This window comes from Actinorectispora metalli (assembly GCF_056323685.1).
The window spans coordinates 1,207,055-1,225,781 of the sequence record NZ_JBREYE010000001.1 but is presented as its reverse complement, the minus strand read 5'-3'; the positions used below and the strand labels follow the sequence as shown (position 1 = coordinate 1,225,781).

At 66.2% G+C, this 18,727-nt stretch carries 14 protein-coding genes; 7 read left to right on the top strand and 7 right to left on the bottom strand.

Going from position 1 to position 18,727, the window contains the following annotated elements:
- Positions 1 to 32 precede the first annotated feature (32 nt).
- Entirely contained in the window at positions 33 to 3,938 is a 3,906-nt protein-coding gene (locus ACU6XJ_RS05670) for an SGNH/GDSL hydrolase family protein (RefSeq protein ID WP_476307349.1), read from the bottom strand.
- A gap of 411 nt (positions 3,939 to 4,349) precedes the next feature.
- Between ACU6XJ_RS05670 and ACU6XJ_RS05665 the strand changes: the two genes are divergently transcribed.
- On the top strand, positions 4,350 to 4,523 hold the full coding sequence (locus tag ACU6XJ_RS05665; RefSeq protein WP_476307348.1) for a hypothetical protein: 174 nt from the start codon (positions 4,350 to 4,352) through the stop codon (positions 4,521 to 4,523).
- 3 nt (positions 4,524 to 4,526) lie between these two features.
- Here the strand turns inward: ACU6XJ_RS05665 and ACU6XJ_RS05660 are convergent, their stop codons facing one another.
- The gene (locus ACU6XJ_RS05660; RefSeq protein ID WP_476307347.1) at positions 4,527 to 5,705 is read right to left on the bottom strand and encodes a cytochrome P450; all 1,179 of its coding nucleotides are present in this window, start codon (positions 5,703 to 5,705) and stop codon (positions 4,527 to 4,529) included.
- Between the two features lie 116 nt (positions 5,706 to 5,821).
- On the opposite strand from ACU6XJ_RS05660, the gene ACU6XJ_RS05655 reads away from it, so the two are divergent.
- On the top strand, positions 5,822 to 6,538 hold the full coding sequence (locus ACU6XJ_RS05655; protein ID WP_476307346.1) for an aspartate/glutamate racemase family protein: 717 nt from the start codon (positions 5,822 to 5,824) through the stop codon (positions 6,536 to 6,538).
- Here the strand turns inward: ACU6XJ_RS05655 and sbnA are convergent.
- The 3 genes from sbnA to ACU6XJ_RS05640 are packed head-to-tail and all read right to left on the bottom strand — an operon-like array spanning position 6,508 to position 11,688.
- On the bottom strand, positions 6,508 to 7,467 hold the full coding sequence (gene sbnA, locus ACU6XJ_RS05650) for a 2,3-diaminopropionate biosynthesis protein SbnA (RefSeq protein ID WP_476307345.1): 960 nt from the start codon (positions 7,465 to 7,467) through the stop codon (positions 6,508 to 6,510). The two genes, ACU6XJ_RS05655 and sbnA, sit on opposite strands and share 31 nt — an antisense overlap.
- Before the next feature lie 21 nt (positions 7,468 to 7,488).
- Positions 7,489 to 8,505, bottom strand: coding sequence for a 2,3-diaminopropionate biosynthesis protein SbnB (gene sbnB / locus ACU6XJ_RS05645; RefSeq protein WP_476307344.1), 1,017 nt, complete (start codon positions 8,503 to 8,505; stop codon positions 7,489 to 7,491).
- The gene (locus tag ACU6XJ_RS05640) at positions 8,506 to 11,688 is read right to left on the bottom strand and encodes a non-ribosomal peptide synthetase (RefSeq protein ID WP_476307343.1); all 3,183 of its coding nucleotides are present in this window, start codon (positions 11,686 to 11,688) and stop codon (positions 8,506 to 8,508) included.
- Between the two features lie 192 nt (positions 11,689 to 11,880).
- Here ACU6XJ_RS05640 and ACU6XJ_RS05635 point away from each other — a divergent pair, with 192 nt between their 5' ends.
- The 5 genes from ACU6XJ_RS05635 (at position 11,881) to ACU6XJ_RS05615 (ending at position 17,359) form a co-directional block, all read left to right on the top strand.
- The gene (locus tag ACU6XJ_RS05635) at positions 11,881 to 13,416 is read left to right on the top strand and encodes a tryptophan halogenase family protein (protein WP_476307342.1); all 1,536 of its coding nucleotides are present in this window, start codon (positions 11,881 to 11,883) and stop codon (positions 13,414 to 13,416) included.
- 12 nt (positions 13,417 to 13,428) lie between these two features.
- Positions 13,429 to 13,944, top strand: a complete 516-nt coding sequence (locus tag ACU6XJ_RS05630; protein ID WP_476307340.1) for a flavin reductase family protein — start codon at positions 13,429 to 13,431, stop codon at positions 13,942 to 13,944.
- Entirely contained in the window at positions 13,941 to 15,254 is a 1,314-nt protein-coding gene (locus ACU6XJ_RS05625; RefSeq protein WP_476307339.1) for a cation:proton antiporter domain-containing protein, read from the top strand. Before ACU6XJ_RS05630 ends, ACU6XJ_RS05625 begins: the two co-directional genes overlap by 4 nt.
- 92 nt (positions 15,255 to 15,346) lie before the next feature.
- Complete coding sequence (locus ACU6XJ_RS05620; protein ID WP_476307338.1) at positions 15,347 to 16,246, top strand: helix-turn-helix domain-containing protein; 900 nt, start codon at positions 15,347 to 15,349, stop codon at positions 16,244 to 16,246.
- A gap of 300 nt (positions 16,247 to 16,546) precedes the next feature.
- Complete coding sequence (locus ACU6XJ_RS05615) at positions 16,547 to 17,359, top strand: esterase/lipase family protein (protein WP_476307337.1); 813 nt, start codon at positions 16,547 to 16,549, stop codon at positions 17,357 to 17,359.
- A 63-nt stretch (positions 17,360 to 17,422) separates the two neighbouring features.
- Here the strand turns inward: ACU6XJ_RS05615 and ACU6XJ_RS05610 are convergent, their stop codons facing one another.
- Positions 17,423 to 17,641 (bottom strand): MbtH family protein, encoded by a 219-nt coding sequence (locus ACU6XJ_RS05610; RefSeq protein ID WP_476307336.1) that lies wholly within the window; start codon positions 17,639 to 17,641, stop codon positions 17,423 to 17,425.
- Between the two features lie 11 nt (positions 17,642 to 17,652).
- Complete coding sequence (locus tag ACU6XJ_RS05605) at positions 17,653 to 18,627, bottom strand: TauD/TfdA family dioxygenase (RefSeq protein WP_476307335.1); 975 nt, start codon at positions 18,625 to 18,627, stop codon at positions 17,653 to 17,655.
- Positions 18,628 to 18,727: the final 100 nt, after the last annotated feature.

The window sequence follows — 18,727 nt, the reverse complement described above, 5'->3', positions numbered from 1 at the left end:
CGCCACCGCGTGGCACCACCTTACGTCAGTTTTCAGCGTGGTGCCAGAACACTCGTGAGGACGTCAGCATAGATTTTCGCGCCCGCGATGTTCGGGTGGAAGGACTGCTGGCTCGGCAACAACGCGTGTTGTGCGTCCGATTTTTCTCCTGGAGTTCGGTGATCCACCATTCCGTGTATGGCGGCTTGTGGAACGCACAAACCGCGCTGATGAAACGCCGGGATCGGATTGGCACTGACGACGTTTATCTGGTCTGCGGTTTTCGCCTCGGAAGCGACCTTGTCGATCAGTCCTTGTACCTCGTTGGCTTTGATGTTCAGCCATTGAAGGCTCTCATCGGTGGCGGAAAATCCGCCGCTGCGGTCGGGGCACTTGTTGTCCGTCAGGGTGAAGAGTTTCGGGTACCCCATCAAGACGATCTTCGCGTTCGGTGCCTTTTCGCGGATGGTCGACAGGACTGTGCGAAGCGACGGTTCCAGCTTCTTCAACCTGCGCTGGAAACCTTCTTCGAAGGTTCCGCCGTCCTTGTCCGGGGCATCCCGGCAGTTTGCGTCCTTGAGCAGCATGCAGGTGGTCATGATCGCACCGAACTCCATGTCATTGCCGCCGATCGACAGTGTGACAATGGTGGTATTGGCATCCAGGAAGCCCCGGTCGATCTGGGACCGCTCGCGGAACTGGCCCTCCCCCTGTCTCCCCGAGGCGTTCGACTTGCCCTTCGGCAACAGGTTATGAGTCCTCGCCGCCGAACATGCCAGGAGGTGGTAGTCCATCGACTGGTCCCAGCGGTCGGCCCGGTCGCCGATCGTCGAATTGCCGTTGTCGGGTAGCCGTGCCGACCGTGACCACGCGTATCGGGATCTATGACAGGCGTTCTGCCGCCAGGAGTCCCCGTTGTTGTCGCTCTCCGGGTAGTAGTCGGTGCCCTTGACGTCGGAGGCACCTTCGCCGGATGCGTAGGAGTCACCCAACGCCACGACTTGGTGGGCGGGCTTGCCCGGCAGGAGTTCGAATGCCACCGCATCCCAGGCGATGGCCTCGATTCCTTGATACTCCTTGTCCTTCTGGCCGTCCGGAACCTCATTCAGATTGCTCAGCGAGACCGATGGGGTCCCGTTGAACTGGAAGGCCCCCAGTGAGATCCACTTGTTCGCCCGCGCCCGCTGCTGCACAGATCGTTCCTTGGTCACATCACCACCAAGGTTGATCTTGTAGTTGGCGTTCTGAGCTTGGGCCTCGATGCTGGGTGCGTGAACGAGAACCCGAGCCCACTGGTTGAGAGACCGGTTTAACGTCCATTTCCCGGTTACACCGACGCGAGCGCGGTCCGCGTCTGTCGATCGGACATTGCTCGACCAGAAGTGTCCGTTGTAGCCGCCACCGATCTGACTGAGATCGACCTTGGAGTAGTAGACACCGTTGTCACTGGCGAAATTCAGCTGGAACTTTCCGGCGCTCGACCGGTCGCGGTTGCACTCGCTTCTGGTGCTCGGGAAGTCTGGCGAGTCGTCGATGACGAGTGCGTTGGCGGGCAGACCGTCACGGGTGCAGTTGACCGGCTCGGGACTCATGTCAGCCGGTTCGGCGCGGAAAGCGGGATCGTCCGCGGGGTACCGGATGGCTTCATTGCCGCACTGCTCCGGGCAGGTCTTCCACTTCGTCGACTGGTGATACCAGCATTTCAGGTCGTACTTGCCATTAGCCGGGTTCTTGTGGACACACGGCCCAGCCGGTTCCTCCTCCTCACCCTTGCCGTGGTCCGGCAGCACGGAGGGGTCGTCGGGCTTGACGGACTGTGAGGGGTCGCAGTCATTGGAAGCGTCGCAGAACTGGTGCCTGTTCGGTGGTGCCTCATCCCGGTAAGCCGAGTTGTTCCACCAAGCGAAGCGGTATCCATCCTTCTTTGTGGGATCGGTTGATCCCGTGAACTCCTTGCCGATGGGGTTGGCCGCCCAACCGAGGATCTTCTCCGGGTAGGGCCACTTCTGCGGCTGCGCCGCGTCTCGCGGGCTCTTGCCGAAGAGTTCACGCCGCTGGTCGTACTTCGGGTTGGCCGGGTTGTTCAGCCAGCCGAGACCATAGGCGTTGTCCTTCGGTTCGTTCCAACCGCTATTGTAGGCCCAGGTCGCGTAGAACCAATTCTCGATGTGCTTGGGATCGTTGTTGTTCACCTTCATCCCAAGGTCTTGCATCTGGTTCCACTTGTCGCTGAGCAGCTGTGCGGCGGCCGCGATGTTGGTGACATAGTCCAAAGCGATGGCGCGTTGGTTGAGCGCGGGCCGTGCCTTGTCCTTCTCGTCCTTCTCTCGGCCCGGCTTCCGCATCCCGTCGGTCACTTGACCGATGCCATAACCGCAGTCGGAGCCCTCCCACCTGATGACCCATTTCCGGTCATCGGCTCGAAGTCCGGAAGCAATGCCGTAGAAGCTGCCGATAAGCGGGTTGCCGGTCATCCCCTCCGGCACGTTTCGGGCGGCCTGCCAGAGGTTCGACTCCTGAGCGAAGATCGCCAGGAGGATCTGGGCCGGGATTCTGCCGCCGCCCTTGAGCTCCACCCGAGGATAAAGGTCGATCGGACGATAGGCGGGCATGCCCATGTTCTTCCAGTTGGCAGGTCTGCTGAGGTCGAGTCGGCCCTGCACGAGCATGTCGACGGCCCACTCCACCTGGCGGGGTGTCGGCTGGTACGCCTGCCCCTTGATGTCGTTGCGGGGTACAGCGCACCAAGCCTCGTGGTCTACCGGGTCGGTGTCCGCACCGCTGGCGGCACGTGAACGCCCCTCGGGGGACTCACGTGAGTAGCTAGGGGATTGTTGGCGTCCGGTGTCTCGGCCATCCAGCACCTCCTCTCCCGGTTCGACGGCAAGTGCGATCTTGCGGTTGGTTTCCGTGAGGGTGAGCTCGATATTGGTCGCGTTGTGGTCGGTGGATCGATCCGATGGCGTATCCAGCGGCGCCATCACGCCAGACACGCCTGCCAGACCTGATGTGGATATCTGCTCCACGTTGTGGTCGTGGAGCACCCTCGTGTTGGCCGGAGTACTCCTGACATCCTCCGGCCGGGCGACCAGGTAAACCTGCTGGCCTGCGCCGTCGAGGAGTTTGATTCTGGCTCCGGGCGCTTCCGCGATCTTCTCGACGCCCGTCAGATCGGTTCGGTAGGCGGCGCTGTCGGTCTTGCCGCTGTCCACGAAGAACAACGCACCGGAGGCATCGGTGCGCAGATCGTAAGGGGTTCCGGAGGTCTTGATCATTCGGCGTATCGAGCCGTCGGTCTCCACCTTGACGACCGCTTTCCCGCCCGCCGCCAGTAGGCCGTGCTTGGTGTTCACCGCGGAGCTGACCTGGCTTGTCACCTCGATCGGAGCAGCGGTTTCGCCGCGAGCGGGGTCGACGGTCAGAAGCCGGGTGGCAGTGCCATCCTCGCCGCCGGACTGTGTGAACACGATCTTGTCGTCGGCTCCGCATGAGGGGTTGAAGTAGGCCAGGCTCGCGGAAAAGTCCTGCTTCCGCACCTCGCCGGTCTGCATGTTCACAATCGCCGCGAAGGCGCCGCGGTCGAACAGTTCGGGCTTGTTCGTGAATGACCTTGGCGCATACACGACGCCGAGGAATTTCCCGGAGTCGGTGAGACAGGCATTTCCAACCCAGCGGTCATTGCTCACAATCGGCTCGGACAGAGAGGTGACCGTCTTCCAGCGGTATCCCTCGCTCATCCTCGCCATCAACACGTGGAAGCCGTCCAGGTCGCCGGACGTCGTCCACGAGAAATCCGTGGATTCTTGCCAGCCCTTGGGCATTACGGTGTTGAGCTCGTCCTTGGAGAGAGACTGCGGGTTCTCCTTGTAGGGCAGCTCTGCCGGGTGAGGTGGGTTCTTCTCTTGGAGAGCAGGTCTGCCTTCTGCCGCCGACGCCGCAAGCAGCGAGCTGGTGGCCAACAACGCTGCTAATGCCGCACGCAACCATCTTCGGCGCACTATTATCCCCCGTAATTAATTCGGTCGCTTGAGGAACGATTCGCAGCCGTGGCTGATTTCGAACCGTCCAGACGGTAACTGCACTCCCAAGGATTCGCCAGCCTCCGTTCGGAGCCATGCGTCCGAAGAAATGAACGCATTAGCGCGGAGTGTCGCCCCGAGAACACTGAACGTAGAGCCGTGTACGTATTAACGCGGGGATTGCAGAGTCGACTGCGGGATAGATCACCGGGATCTCTCCGTCGGAGAAAAGAGATCTCCAACACCTTCGATGATTTGGTGCCTGACGTCAGTCGACTCCAGCTTCGAAGATCGGAATACGTCTATTTTAACTTGGCATGGAGGCGATCGCTTGCGCAGGGAATCGGTGGGGTGGTCGAACAGCTCGGCCAACGGCGCCAACGGCCGGAGATCAGGTTGGCGCATGAAGCCAACCGCTTGATGCGCGAATGGGTCGAAGCAGCACTCGCAGGCAAAGATGCCGTCGTTCCGCTCGATGTGGTCATGGCGGCGGTCTCCGGATACCAGCACCGCCGCGCATTCTGATGCTTAGGCGCTCTGCGCGATCACGGGCAGGTTCTTGGCGCCGTACATCCCGCGAGGGTGATAAGCGATCGGAACCGAGTGGTCCACGTGCAGTGCGGCGTACCGGTCGAGCAGCGCGTTCAACGCGATGCGGGCCTCCAGCCGGGCCAGGGGAGCGCCGAGGCAGAAGTGGATGCCGTGGCCGAAGGCGATGTTGCCGCTGCCGCGGTGGATGTCGAAGACCTCCGGCGAGGTGAATACCCGGTCGTCGTGGTTGGCCGAAATCACCCACGGCGTGACCGGGCGGTCGGCGGGGATCACCGTGCCCGCGACCTCCACGTCCGTCACCGTCACGCGGCTGACCGTCGTGAAGGGCGACCGGTACCGCAGCACCTCTTCCAGCGCGCCGGGTACCAGCGAGCGGTCGGCGCGCAGCGCGGCAAAGGAGGCGGGGCTATCGTCCAAGCACTGCACGGCGTTGCCCAGCAGCAGCGTGGTCGTCACGTGCCCGGTGTGGAACAGCAGCGAGGAGAACTTGACGACCTCGTCGTCGGAAAGCCGCTCGCCGTCCACCTCGGCGGAGGCCAGCCTGCTGATCAGGTCGTCGGTGGGTGCCGAGCGCCGGGCGCGGCAGTGGTCCAGGAGGTAGGCGTCCATCTCGCCGGTCGCCGCGCGGAAGACGTCCAGGAAGTCGGGGTCGGCGGGGCTGATGGTGCCCTGCAACGACAGAAGCTGGTCCACCCAGCGCGTGAACAGGCCTCGGTCGGAGGCGGGCACGCCTAGCAGCTCCGCGATCACCACCACCGGAAGCGGGTGGGTCAGGCCCTCAAGCAAGTCGAAGCGGTCGCCCTCGAGGCCGTCCAGCAGCGAGGCCGTGATCTCGGCGATGCGGGGCTCCAGGGCGGCGACCACCTTGGGGGTGAAGGCCTGGTTGGCGAGCCTGCGGAGCTTGCCGTGCAGCGGCGGGTCCATCGAGTTGATGTTGCCCGTGGTCAGGGGCGCCAGTACGGGGATGATGCGGCTCGAGTCGTTGGAGAACACCGCAGGGTCGCTGATCACGCGTTGTACGTCCGCGTGGCGGAACACGTGGTAGGCGCCCTCGCCTTCCTGCCATACCGGGTGCTCGTCGCGCATCACCTTCAGCCAGTCGAACAGCCTGCTGGTGCCATCCGCGTTCGGCACGGACATCAACGTCTGCGTCATGACAACGATCCCCCGGTGGTCGTGGTGGGCCACCCCGCACGGTAGGCAGCGGGCGTTTCGAGGCGTTATCCCCGCGCCGATATCCAGGCGATACGCGCGGTTGGCAGCCTCCAACCGTGGACGGTGTACTGGGGGTGTTGGGCGGGATGGGGCCGCTGGCCTCGGCCGCGTTCGTGAAGAACCTCTATGACTTCAACGCGGGCGTGCTGGAGCAGCGGCTGCCGCGGGTGATCCTGGATTCCGACCCGGCGTTCCCGGACCGGACCGAAGCGATCGGCGGCCCGCGCCGCGCTGAGTTGGCGCGGCGGCTGGATTTGCGGCTGCGGGAGCTGTTCGACCGCGGGGCCACCACCGTGGTGATCGCCTGCTTCACCGCGCACCACTTCCTGGACCAGCTGGACCCGGCTATCACCGCGCGGCTGCTGTCCCTTGTGGACACCGCTGTGGACGAGCTTGCCGCGAAGCCGGGGCGCTTCCTCATGCTGTCCACCGAGGGCACCCGAGCGGCGGGCATCTTCCAGAACGCACCGCGCTGGCCCGATATCGCGCACCGTGTCGCACTGCCGAGCGCGGCCGACCAGCGCCGCATCCATGACCTGGTGTACCGCATCAAACGCCACGGCGCGGGTGCCGATGTGCTTGCCGCCGTGGACGAACTGCGCGCCGCTTACGGGTGCACGGGTGTCATCGTGGGCTGCACCGAGTTCCACCTCATCACGAACGAACTCGTCGCCGAGTACAGCGCGGCCAATGTCGTCGATGCGCTGCGCACCATCGCGATGACCGCGCCCAGCCTGCTCGATCAGGCGCGTTGGAGTGTTTCCGCGCCGTAGATGTCCTCCACCCAGTTGCTCTGGTAGATGGAGTCCAGGTACCGCTCGCCGAGGTCCGGGGCGATGGCCACCGCGGTCACGTCGTCCATGGACCGCTCGGACAGCCAGCGCACCGCGCCGCTGACCACGGTGCCGGTGGAGCCGCCGAACAGGAAGCCGCGGCTCGCCAAGCGGTGGCAGGCGCGGACCGTGTCGGCCTCCGGCACGTACACCACATCGTCTACAAGGGACTCGTCCAGCAATGCGGGGCGCACGCTGGTGCCGAGGCCGGGGATCATGCGCGGCCCGGCGGGGCCGCCGAAGGTGACCGAGCCGACGCTGTCGACCGCGACGATCCGCAGGTTGGGGCGGTGTTCGCGGAAGTAGCGGGCGCAGCCCATCAGCGTGCCTGTGGTGCCCGCCCCGATGAACAACACGTCCAGGGCGGGGAATTGCGCCGCGATGGCGGGTGCGGTGCTGCCGTAATGCGCCAGCCAGTTGTTGGGGTTGGCGTACTGGTTGAGCCACACGTACCGGCTGTCCCGCGCGCACAGCGACCGCACGAACGCCAGTCGGGCGGCGAGGAAACCGCCGTCGCCGTCCGGCTCGGTGATCATGTGCACGCGGCTGCCGAAGGACTCCATCAGGCGGCGGGTGGCCAGGTTGCAGCGCGCGTCGGTGACGCACAGGAACTCGTAGCCGCGGCTGGCGGCGATCATGCTCAGGGCGACGCCGAGGTTGCCGGACGAGGACTCGATCAGCACCGAGCCCTCGCGCAGCCGCCCTTCCCGCTCGGCGGCGTTGACCATGGCGGTGGCGGCCTTGACCTTGATGGAGCCGCCGAAGTTGAAGCCTTCGCACTTCAGGTACAGCCCGCGGTGGAAGAGCCCGCCGAGGTCGACGTAGACGTCCTCGGCGTTGAACTCCTCCGGAGCAGCGATGACCGGCACAGCTTCCCCCAACCGAACTTCTCAGCCGTACCGGCGCATCTCGAAGAAGAAGTTGTCCACCTCGGTCGCCGCGCCCTCGGCGGTAGCCTTGTCGTAGACGTACTTGCCGACCGCGAGGTCCAGCACGCCGAGGCCGAACGGCGAGAACACCAGCGGGCGGTCGGCCGCCGGGGTGACCCGGCCGGACATCACGTCGTACAAGGTGCCGTCGAGGAAGTCGCGGTTGCCGGTCTGCTGCTCGGCCAGGTGCGGCGAGGTGTTGGCCTTCAGGCAGTGCTCGACGTCGTCCACGATGTTGGTGGCCGCCAGGATGACCTCCGGCGACAGGTCGCGCAGCGACACGTTGAGCACCAGCGGGTTGTGCGCGAACAGCGCCGGGTCGTGCACGTGTGGCTCGCCCGCCACGGTCGCGAACACCACCAGGTCGCTGGCGGTGATCAGCTCCTCGGCGGTCTCGTACACCCGCGGCTTCTCGCCCGCGCCCTCCAGGTAGCCCGAGAAACCGGCGGCATGCTCGGCGGACAGGTCGTGCACGCCGACCTCATCGAACGACCAGCCGGTGCCCGCCAGGTAGGTGTGGATGTAGCGGGCGATCAGCCCGACCCCGATGAACCCCACCTTCGCGGGCCGCTGCCGGTTCCGGGTCAGCCAGTCCGTCGCCAGCGCCGCGGAGGCGGCGGTGCGGGCCGCGCTGATGATGGAGCTTTCCAGGCAGGCGAACGGGTAGCCGGTGTCGTGGTCGTTGAGGATCAGCACCGCCGAAGCCCGCGGGATACCGGCGGCCACGTTCTCCGGGAAGCTGGAGATCCACTTCAGCCCGTCCACCCGCACGTCGCCGCCGAGCGAGGCGGGCAGCGCGATGATCCGCGACGAGGGCCGGTCCGGGAACCGCAGGAAGTACGACGGCGGGTTCACCGTGTCGCCGTCTCCGTGGATGCGGTACGCGGCCTCCACCAGGTCGACGACAGCCCGCTCGTTGCCGGTGACCGCCTTGTGCACCTGTTCACCGGAGACGACGGCGAAGGTGGGCTGTGGCATCTAATCCCCCTCGGATCTGCCGGCCAGCGGCAGGATGTGGCCGTCCAGGCGCATCGGCTGCGCCATCGCGACCACCACCTCCCGACTGCCCTCATACGGCTCGCGGCTGTGCGCCGCACGGATGTTGTCGACGATGAGCAGGTCCCCGGTCTGCCAGGGTTCCCGCAGCGTGTGGACCTCGTAGGCGGAGTTGATCGCCGCGACCGTCTCCGGTTCCAGCGGCTCCCCGTTGCCGTAGGCGGTGTTGAACGGCAGACCATTGGCGCCGTAGAAGTCGACCAGGTACTCGCGAATCACCGGCTCCAGCGTCCACTCGTTGAGGAAAGCGAGCTGGTTGAACCAGATCCGCTGCTCGGTCACCGGATGCCGCACTACACCGGCCCGCCGCTGCCGGGTCCGCAGCGCCCCATCGGGCAGCCACTCGACCGCTATCGCGTTGTCCCGGCAGTACTTCTCCACCAGTGCCTTGTCGCTCGTGCCAAAGGCCTCCGGCCAGTCCAAGCCGGTGTCGGCGCGGTAGTTGCGGGTGACCAACCAGCCCTCGCGCTCGACCCGCGCCACCAGATCGGCAGGCAACGCCTCCAGCACGGCAGCGCCATCGGCGACCCCGGTGATACCGCCCTCGGTGGGCGCCCGCAGGCAGCCGAAGAACATCGCGCCGGGCACGGTCGCGGCGTAGCTGAGTTCATGGTGGCAGCACATCGGCGAGTGCTGGTCCCATTCCGAGGAGGAGTACACCCCGGGGAAGTGCACCCGCCGCCGCGCGAAGCCCTCACGCTCATCCAGTAGCTCCGGGCTGAGCCGCCGCACCGCCTGCGCGAAGTCGGCGGGCGTCGCCAGTCCGAGCCCCCGAACGCGCACGAACCCGCGCTCGGTCACCGCTTCCCACAGCGCATCTCGGTGCCGCCCCAGCCAGTCCGGCCCACCGTCCGCGTTCACCACAGCAGCGTCCAGACCCGGACTTGGTGTCCCAAGTTCGGCGGAACCCCCACCCTCACCCGGACTTAGGACACTAAGTCCGGGTTTGCCGGCCGCGTCGATGAGGGCGGCGAGTTCGGCGAGTACCGGGTGGGTGGTCACGTCGGGAAGGGAGACCGCGCGGTTGAGCTTGAGGACCAGGCGCAGGGCGGTCAGGGAGGTGCCGCCGCGTTCGAAGAAATGGTGGTCGCGGCCCACCTGTTCCACCGACAGGTGCAGGACCTCGGCCCAGGCCGATGCCAGGCGCTGTTCGGTGGGGGTCGTCGGCGGGAGGTGGTCTTCGGACTGCTCCAGTTCAGTGGCCAGCGCCGCCAGGGCCTTCTTGTCGGTCTTGCCGTTGCCGGTGAGCGGGAGCGCGTCCAGCGTGTGGATGTGGCTGGGCACCATGTACTCGGGCAGCGTCTCCGCCAGGAACTCCCGCAACCCGGCGGCCTCGCCGGTGTGGAAGGCCACCAGGTACTTCGCCCCGGAACGCTCCAACACCACGACGGCGGCGTCGCGGACGCCGGGCGCGGCTAGCAGGCGGTTCTCGATCTCGCCGATCTCCACCCGGAAACCGCGGATCTTCACCTGCGCGTCGCGGCGCCCCAGGAACTCCAGCCTGCCATCCGGCAGCCACCGCCCGAAGTCACCGGAGCGGTAGATGCGTTCGCCGGGCCGGTGCGGATCGGGTTGGAACGCCGCCCGCGTGCGCTCCGGGTCGTTGATGTAGCCGCGCCCGACGCAGACACCGGAAAACACGATTTCGCCCGGCGCCCCAAGGGGAACAGGGCGGAGCCGCTCGTCGACGACGTAGATCGTCACGTTGCGCACCGGCCTGCCCAGCGGTACCCGCTCGGTGTCCGGGGCGCGGTCCATCACCTCGTGGTTGGTGTCGTCGGAGGTCTCGGTGAGCCCGTAGGCGTTGGCCAGCTTGATGCCGGGGTTCGCCGCGAACCAGCGCTGGACCAGCTCCTTCTTCACCGCCTCGCCGGTCACGGACACGCAGCGCAGCCCGCTCAGCGCGGTCCCCGAGGCCAGCACGACCTCCAGATAGGACGGCACAAGCTGGGCGACGGTGACTCCCGCCTCGGACAAGGTTCGGGTGAAGCGGTCCACGTCCAGGATCGCCGCCTGATCCACGATGTGCGTGCGCCCGCCGACGAGCAGCGCGGCGACCAGCTGCCACAGCGAGATGTCGAAGCACTGCGGCGCCGTCTGCGCCAGCACATCGTCCGCCCCGACGCCCAGGTCTTCGAGCTTGGCGTAGAGGTGGTTGAGCATGCCCGCCTGCTCGCACATGGCGCCCTTGGGTTCGCCGGTGGAGCCGGAGGTGAAGTAGATGTAGGCCAACTGGTCCGCGCTCACCGGCACGCCGGGATCGGTGTCGTCGCCTGCCGCGTACTGGGCGTCGACGAGCAGCACTTCACGGCCGTCGGCGACCAGATTCGCGGTGCTCGCGGGCTCGGTGAGCACCAGTCGGCAGCCGCTGCGCTCCAGGGTTTTGGTGATCCGCTCGGCGGGGAAGTGCGGCTCGATCGGCAGGTAGGCGCCGCCTGCCTTGAAGACGGCCAGTACGGCCGCCATCCAGTCCAGGTTTCGCTCCGTCAGCACCGCGACCACGTCCTCGCGGCGTAGACCGCGGGCCAGCAGCGCATGCGCGATGCGGTTGGCGCGGGCGTTCAGGCCGGCATACGTCCAGGCGGTGGTGCCCTGCGTGGCGGCGACTCGGTTGGGGTGGAGTCGAACCCGGTCCTCGAACAGCTCGTGGAACCGCCGGTCCGGCAGCGGCTTGTCGGGGCCCGCCATGCCGGTGAGCTGGTAGGCGACCTCTTCGGCCGACAGCAGTGTCTCCGCGTCATGGTCGGCGTCCAGGTCGTGGACCATGAGCCGCAGCGCCGCCTCGTGGTACCCGGCGTAGCGCGCGTTCGAGCGGACCTGCGGTGGTGCGAGCACCAGGCCGGGCTCGTCGGAGCACGGCTCGTGCGGTGCGCGTTGCACCGCGGCGACCAGGTCGCGCCAGGTCCCGGCGGGAACGTCCACCGTGTACCGGTGTCCACTGTCCACTGTGGCCACTACTCTGGACTGTCCGCTGAGTACGGCCAGCACCTTCGCGTGCGCGGCAAGCAGCAGCACATCGGTGTCCACCCCGAGACCGGCCAATCCGTCCGGCAGGGCAATTGCCAGCTCAGCGACCTCGTCGGTGATTCCGCTCGCGGTCGGCATGCCAAAAACACTACTGAGCCGCTTATTTGCCGCATATCGTCCGTTTATCGTGGGAGGAATCGCTCGGAGTTCGGTTTCGGAAAAATAACAACGATAACCAGACAAAATGATCGATTTTTACCGTCGGGCCCTAACCGGCGAGCCGAGGGCGTTTTACCCAGCGTCGCTCGGGCGAGGGACAGGAGCTCTGACGTGGTCAAATCTGTTGTGGTGGTGGGCGGTGGCACGGCGGGCTGGATGACGGCCGCGTACCTGCGCACGGCGTTCCAGGACCAGGTGAAAATCACCCTGGTCGAATCGAAGCGGGTTTCCACGATCGGCGTCGGCGAGGCCACGTTCAGCACGGTCCGGCATTTCTTCGACTACCTGGGCCTCGACGAGCGCGAGTGGATGCCGAAGACCGCGGGCTCCTACAAGCTGGCCATTCGCTTCCAGGACTGGCGCGAGGTCGGCCACCACTTCTACCACCCGTTCGAAAGGCTGCGGGTCGCCGACGGGTTCAACCTCGCCGACTGGCACCTCCAGCTCAACGAGGGCGAGCAGTTCGACAAGGCCTGCTACCTCACCCACGCCCTGTGTGAAGCGAACCGCGCCCCGCGCAACATCGACGGCTCCCTGTTCGCCCGCAACCTGGACGGCTCCCTCGGCCGCTCGACCCTGGCCGAGCAGCGCGACCAGTTCCCCTACGCCTACCACTTCGACGCCGACCTGCTCGCCAAGTTCCTCTGCGAGCACACCGTCAAACGCGGCGTCCGCCACGTCCAAGACGACGTGGTCGAGGTCGCCCAAGACGAGCGCGGCTGGATCACCCACGTCACCACCAAGGAGAACGGCAACCTCGAGGGCGACCTGTTCATCGACTGCACCGGCTTCCGCGGCCTGCTGATCAACCAGACCCTCGGCGAGCAGTTCGACTCCTTCCAAAGCGTCCTCCCCAACAACCGCGCCGTAGCCCTGCGAGTCCCGCGCGACATCGAACGCGACGGCATGCAGCCCTACACCACCGCCACCGCGATGGACGCGGGCTGGATCTGGACCATCCCCCTCTACGGCCGCAACGGCCACGGCTACGTCTACTCCGACGAGTTCTGCACCCCCGAGGAAGCCGAGCGCACCCTCCGCGCCAAGGTCGCCCCGGGCCAGGACCACTTGGAGGCCAACCACATCCGCATGCGCATCGGCCGCAACGAGCGCTCCTGGGTGAACAACTGCGTGGCGATCGGCCTGTCCAGCGCGTTCGTCGAGCCGCTGGAGTCCACCGGCATCTTTTTCATCCAGCACGGCATCGAGCAGCTGGTGAAGCACTTCCCCGACGAGCGCTGGGACCCGCGCCTGCGCGACGAGTACAACACCAAGGTCGCCCACGTCGTGGACGGCGTGAAGGAGTTCCTGGTCCTTCACTACCGCGCCAGCGGCCGCGAGGACACCCCGTACTGGAAGGAAGCCAAGGTCCGCCCCATCCCCGAGGGCCTAGCCCCTCGGTTGGAGCGCGCCAAGTCGCTGATCCCCGACGAGAACAGCATCTACCCGTACTACCACGGCTTCGAGTCCTACTCGTGGATCACGATGCTGCTGGGCCTGGGCTGGGAGCCCGACCACCCGCGCCCCGCCCTGGCCCACCTCGACCCGGCGAACGCCCGCGCCGAACTGGCCCAGCTCAAGGCGGAGGCCGACCAACTCGTCGCGGAGCTCCCAAGCTGCTACGAGTACCTGGCCACGATCAACTGATCGGCGGATGACATGGGGGCACTGCCCGAAGCCGCCGTGGCGAGCACCGCCACGGCGGCCGAGTACCGAAACCTGATGAGCGCCTGGGTCAGCGGCGTCGCCGTCATCACCGTCCTGGACTCCGAGGGCCGCCCACGCGGCCTGACCTGCACCTCGTTGTCCAGCGTCACCCTGCGCCCACCCACACTGCTGGTCTGTCTCAACACCGCCAGCGGCACCCTCGACGCGGTGTTGACGCGCGGCACCTTCGCCGTGAACCTGCTGCACGCCGCAGGCCAACGCGCCGCCGAGGCCCTGTCCACCCCCGGCACCGACCGCTTCGCCAGGTTGGACTGGCACCCATCCCCAACGGTCGGAGCCCCCTGGCTGTCCGCCGATGCCTTCGCGCTCGCCGAGTGCAAGCTCAGCGGCACCCACTTCGTCGGCGACCACGCCGTGGTCTTCGGCGAGGTCGTCAACATCGTGCAGGACGAGGACGCCCCGCTGCTGTACGGAATGCGCCGCTTCGCAGCCTGGGACGCCTCATGAGCGCCGAGGTCCTCCAGCCTCCCCGCTGGCGCACCCGCCTGACCATCGGCGCAGGCCTGGCCATCGGCGTCGGCTCACTGGTGCTGTGGGGACCGGGTTCCCACAGCCCCGACCCGGTGACCAGGTTTCTACTGGCGGTCGCCGTGATCGTCTCGGTCAGCCACGTCTTCGCGGTCCTACTGCGCCGCTTCCACCAGCCACCCGTGGTCGGCGAAATCCTCGGCGGCCTCCTGCTCGGCCCCTCGGTGCTCGGCCTGCTCTGGCCTACAGGCCGGGACTGGCTGTTCCCACCCAGCGTGATCTCCACGGTGCAGCTAGCCGCGCAGCTGGGCTTGGTCATGTTCATGTTCCTGCTCGGCTGTGAACTGCGCCTGGACCAAATCCGCACCCGCCGCAAAGCAGTGGGTGCGGTGGTAGCGGGCGCCATGGGCCTGCCGTTCGCGGCGGGTATCGCGGTGGCGTTGTTCGCCGCCGACCTGCTCGCGGGCAGCGCTGGAAAGCCACTGACCTACGTGTTGTTCTTCGGCCTCGCCATGGCCATCACCGCTTTGCCGGTGCTCGCGCGGATGCTGGTCGACCTCAAGCTGCACGACACACCGCTGGGTGCGCTGTCCCTGACCTGCGCCGCAGTAGGTGATGGAATCGCCTGGGCGGTACTCACGGTGCTGATCGCCCTGTCCGGCTTCGCAGGCGGCGGCGCCTCGGCGGCGGGTTTGGCGGTCGCGTTCATCCTGGTCACGATCCTGTGCGTCCGGCCGGCGCTGGCAGCCCTGATCCCCAGGGCGGAAGGCAGCCAGTTGGTGTTGCCGCTGCTGGTGGCGGGGGCGATCGGTTTCGCGGCACTGTCACACCTGATTGGCTTGCACCCGGTGATCGGCGCGTTCCTGTTCGGTGTGGTGGTGCCGCGTGATTCGGCGGCGGTGGAACGCATCAGCCAGCAACTTCAAGGCTTCGCCGTGACGATCCTGCTCCCGCTGTTCTTCGCAGGCATCGGCCTGAGCACTTCCCTCGGCCTGCTCGGCTCGGTATCCGGCGGCTGGTGGATCTTCGTACTGGCGCTGGTCCTGGCCATGATCACCAAAATGGCAGGTGCGGGAGTCGCCGCGAGAATGGCGGGCATCGGCACTTCGGAATCACTCCGCCTCGGCGTGCTGATGAATTGCCGAGGCGTGACGGAATTGGTGATCGCCAGCATCGGACTGCACTACAACCTCATCAGCCCATTCGGTTTCACTGTGCTGGTACTGATAGCTCTGATCACTACGGCGGTGACCGGCCCCCTCATGAAGGCGATGTCCGGAAGGATTTAAGCACCCCCAAATTTCGGGCGCCTATGCTCCCTTGCGGGAGTCTTTGCGCGTCATGGTCGGATGCTGGGCCGTTCGGCCGATACCTTTGCGCCATGGCGTATGAGAAAGGCGAGAGCTACAGCACGGTTCTCCGCCGCGAGGTGGGGGCACAGCTGAAAGCACACCGCAAAGCGGCGAAGCTCAAGCAGGACCAGATATCCCGCCGCCTCGGCTGGAGCCCCACCAAGACCCAGTTCCTGGAAAGCGGCCGCCGCGCAGGCTCGGAGATCTGCGTTACCCAATACCTAGCCCACTGCGGAGTGCAGCGCCCAGAGATCGACCGCATCCTGGCCCTCTTCCGCCGGGTCAACGATGAGGTGGTGCTTCGGCCAGAAGACGGCCGCGAAGCAATGCATGGCCTCGCCTTCCACGAAGCGATGGCCGCAGAAATCATCAACTTCCAGCTCGTCTTGATGCCGGGGCTACTCCAGACCGAGGAATACGCGACGAGACTCTTCCACGAGTGGAACCCTGGAGTATCGGCGGAAGCCGTCCAGCGTTGGGTGGCATGCCGAAAGGCGCGTCAGAGCAAACTCTCCCAGCACAACCCGACGTACTGCACGTTCATCATCCACGAGTCTGCTCTGCGAGTTGAGGTTGGCGGTCCAGGCGTGATGCACGAGCAGTTGCTCAAGTTGCTGTTCATGAGTTCCCGCCCGCAATGCAGGGTGCACGTAGTCCCACGGCAAGCAGGAGCGGTGCGAGGCATGGAGGCAGCTTTCCATTTCATGAACTTCTCGGGTCCGCACCGCCCGGCTGTTCATATCGCCAACGACGCCAAGTGCCTCTACCTGGAAGACCGCTCCTCGATCAAGTGCTTCACCGAGGCCAGCGAGAGACTGACGTCAGCAGCGCTGAATGAGCGAGAGTCCAAGGCGATGATCACTGAGTTGGCGAGCGAGTATGAGCGAGCCGCAGCAAAAGCAATGGGCCATGCCGCCCAGCAGGCGTAACCACAGGGGCAGCGGTCCCATGCTGGCCTTCACCGAGGCGGGGGACTGCCTGCCTTGTCCCCCGTGCACAGGATGGCACTCAAATACCTGTCACTTTCGGTGCACAGTTTCCTGGATCTGATTCCCGGCTTGCCTGCCCTTCAATAAGTACCATACCGTACTTCAAGCGTGGGGATGCCGTGACCTGGCCATATCGGTTGTCCGCGCGGGTTTCTGCTGACACCCGATGAAAGGGTTCTCGTGAATCCAGGAACGCTTCGCAGGAAACTGACAGCGGGAATCCTCGCCGTCGGTGTCGCCTTGGCGACGATCATCGCGCTGCCCCTGGGCAGCGCCTCCGCCGCGCCCAGTTCGGGCTACAACGACTGGTCGTGTCGCCCCTCGTCCAGCCATCCCGAGCCGGTCGTCCTGCTCCACGGCCTCGGTGCCAATGGCGAACTGAACTGGCAAACCCACGGCCCCTACCTGGCCAAGGCAGGTTACTGCGCCTACTCGCTCACCTATGGCCAGATGATCCCCGGCGTCGGCGGCACAATCCCCATCGCCTTGTCCGCCCCGCAGATCGCCGCGTTCATCGACCGCGTGCTGTCCAGCACCGGAGCGTCCAAGGTGAGCCTCGTCGGCCACTCCGAGGGCGGCTTCCAGTCGCTGTACGTGCCGAAGATGCTGAACTACGCGAGCAAGGTGCGCAGGGTCGTCGCACTCGCCCCGCCCACCCACGGCACCAGCTTCAGCGGCCTCGTCACAGCAGGCAAGCTACTCGGTGGCCAGGCCGCGGTGGCCGCGTTCACCAGCGGCCTCGGGTGCTTCGCCTGCACGGACATGGTGACCGACGGACCCGCGGTCAAAGCACTCACCAACGGTCCGATCGCACAGCCCGGCGTGGAGTACACGATCATCGCCACCCGGCTGGACGCGACCGTCACCCCCACCGAAACATCCTTCGTGCGGGAACCAGGCGTGAAAAACATCTACGTGCAGGACGTCTGTCTACTCGACCCGGTCGGCCACGTTGGCATCGCCATGGACAGCACCATCTCCCAGATGATCAACAACGGGCTGAACCCGGCCTCCGCGACCAAGGTGCAGTGCGGAGCCGGCCTGCCCATCTGATACCGCTTCGGGGGTGGCACGTCGAAACATGCCACCCCCGTCGATCGCCAGGCAGAGGGCGAATTAGCTTGCGGTGCCTTCCATCTGGCGGACCAGGCTCAGTGGGCGCATGTCGGTCCAGTTGGTCTCGATGTAGTCCAGGCAGGCCTGGCGGGTGTCGTTGTTCTTCGCGACCGTCCAGCCTGCGGGCACGTCCAGGCGGGCGGGCCACAGGGAGTGCTGGCCTTCGTCGTTGACCAGCACGCGGTAGGTGCCGTCGTTGTCCTCGAACGGGTTCGTCATGTCGAGTCCTCTCAGTGAGCCAGTACGTAGCCGTCGGCGGGGCGGAGTTCGCGGGAGCGGCGCAGCGAGGTCAGCACGAACGAACGCTGGAGCCAGCGGTCGCGGCCGTCGTAGCGGGGGCTGAACTCGGTGCGGCCGTGGACCGTGACGTGGTTGTCCGCGATCGCCAGGTCACCGGGCTGCAAAAAGAATGTGGCGGCGTGGTCGGACAGGAGCTTGTCCAGCTCCTCCAACGCCTGCTGGGCTCGCGCCGTCAGCGGGGTCGTGGCGGCGAAGTCCACGCGCATGTCGGGGTCTTCCGAGGCGCCGAACAGCACGGGGTGAGCGGGCACTTTGCCGCCGCCGACACCAAACGACGGCGGGGCCTGGGTGTCGAACTCGGGGGCGAACAAGGCCTGACGGGAAGGTTCGCTCAGCAGGTTCAGGACCTGGCGGATGCAGGACAGGCGCAGGCCCGCGATGCCGTCGTGGTCCGAACGCAGGCACAGCAGCATCACGTAGTCGGGTCGGTGCTGGTGGAAGGCGTTCTCGTTGTGCAGCGACAGCTTGACCGAGCCGACGTTGCCCTGGACTTCCTCGCGGCCGCGGACCGGGACCACGTCCTGCACCAGCGCACCTGACTTCTCGGCCAGGAAGGACGCGGGGTCGCCGAGGCCGCAGGCGGTCATCAGCAGGGCCGCGGCGGCGGGGGTGGCCTGGCGCTGGACCGAACCCTCGACGCCGGGGGTGTCGGGGGCCTCGCCGATCGGGATGTTGCGCAGCAGCAGTGCGCCGTAGGGGCCGGAGTGCCTGCGGAAGCGGGACAGCTCCTTGCGGACCTCGGTGGGCAGGTGGTGCCAGGCCTCGCGGGCCGCGGCCACCCACTCCGCGGTGTCCAGCTTGCCGTCGTTTACGGACAGGAGGTCGTGCGCGACCTCCGCGAACTCGGTCGCCTCGCGGTCTGTCAGCGTCAAGACCGGCGCCGAGATCTCGGTAGCCACCGACATCTCGAATCCTCCTCCAGGGTTCGTGAACACGCGCCAGTCACGCTAGGTAGGGGCATTTTTGAGTCCATATCAGTTCTCTTTCCCCACGTGATAAGCCCTC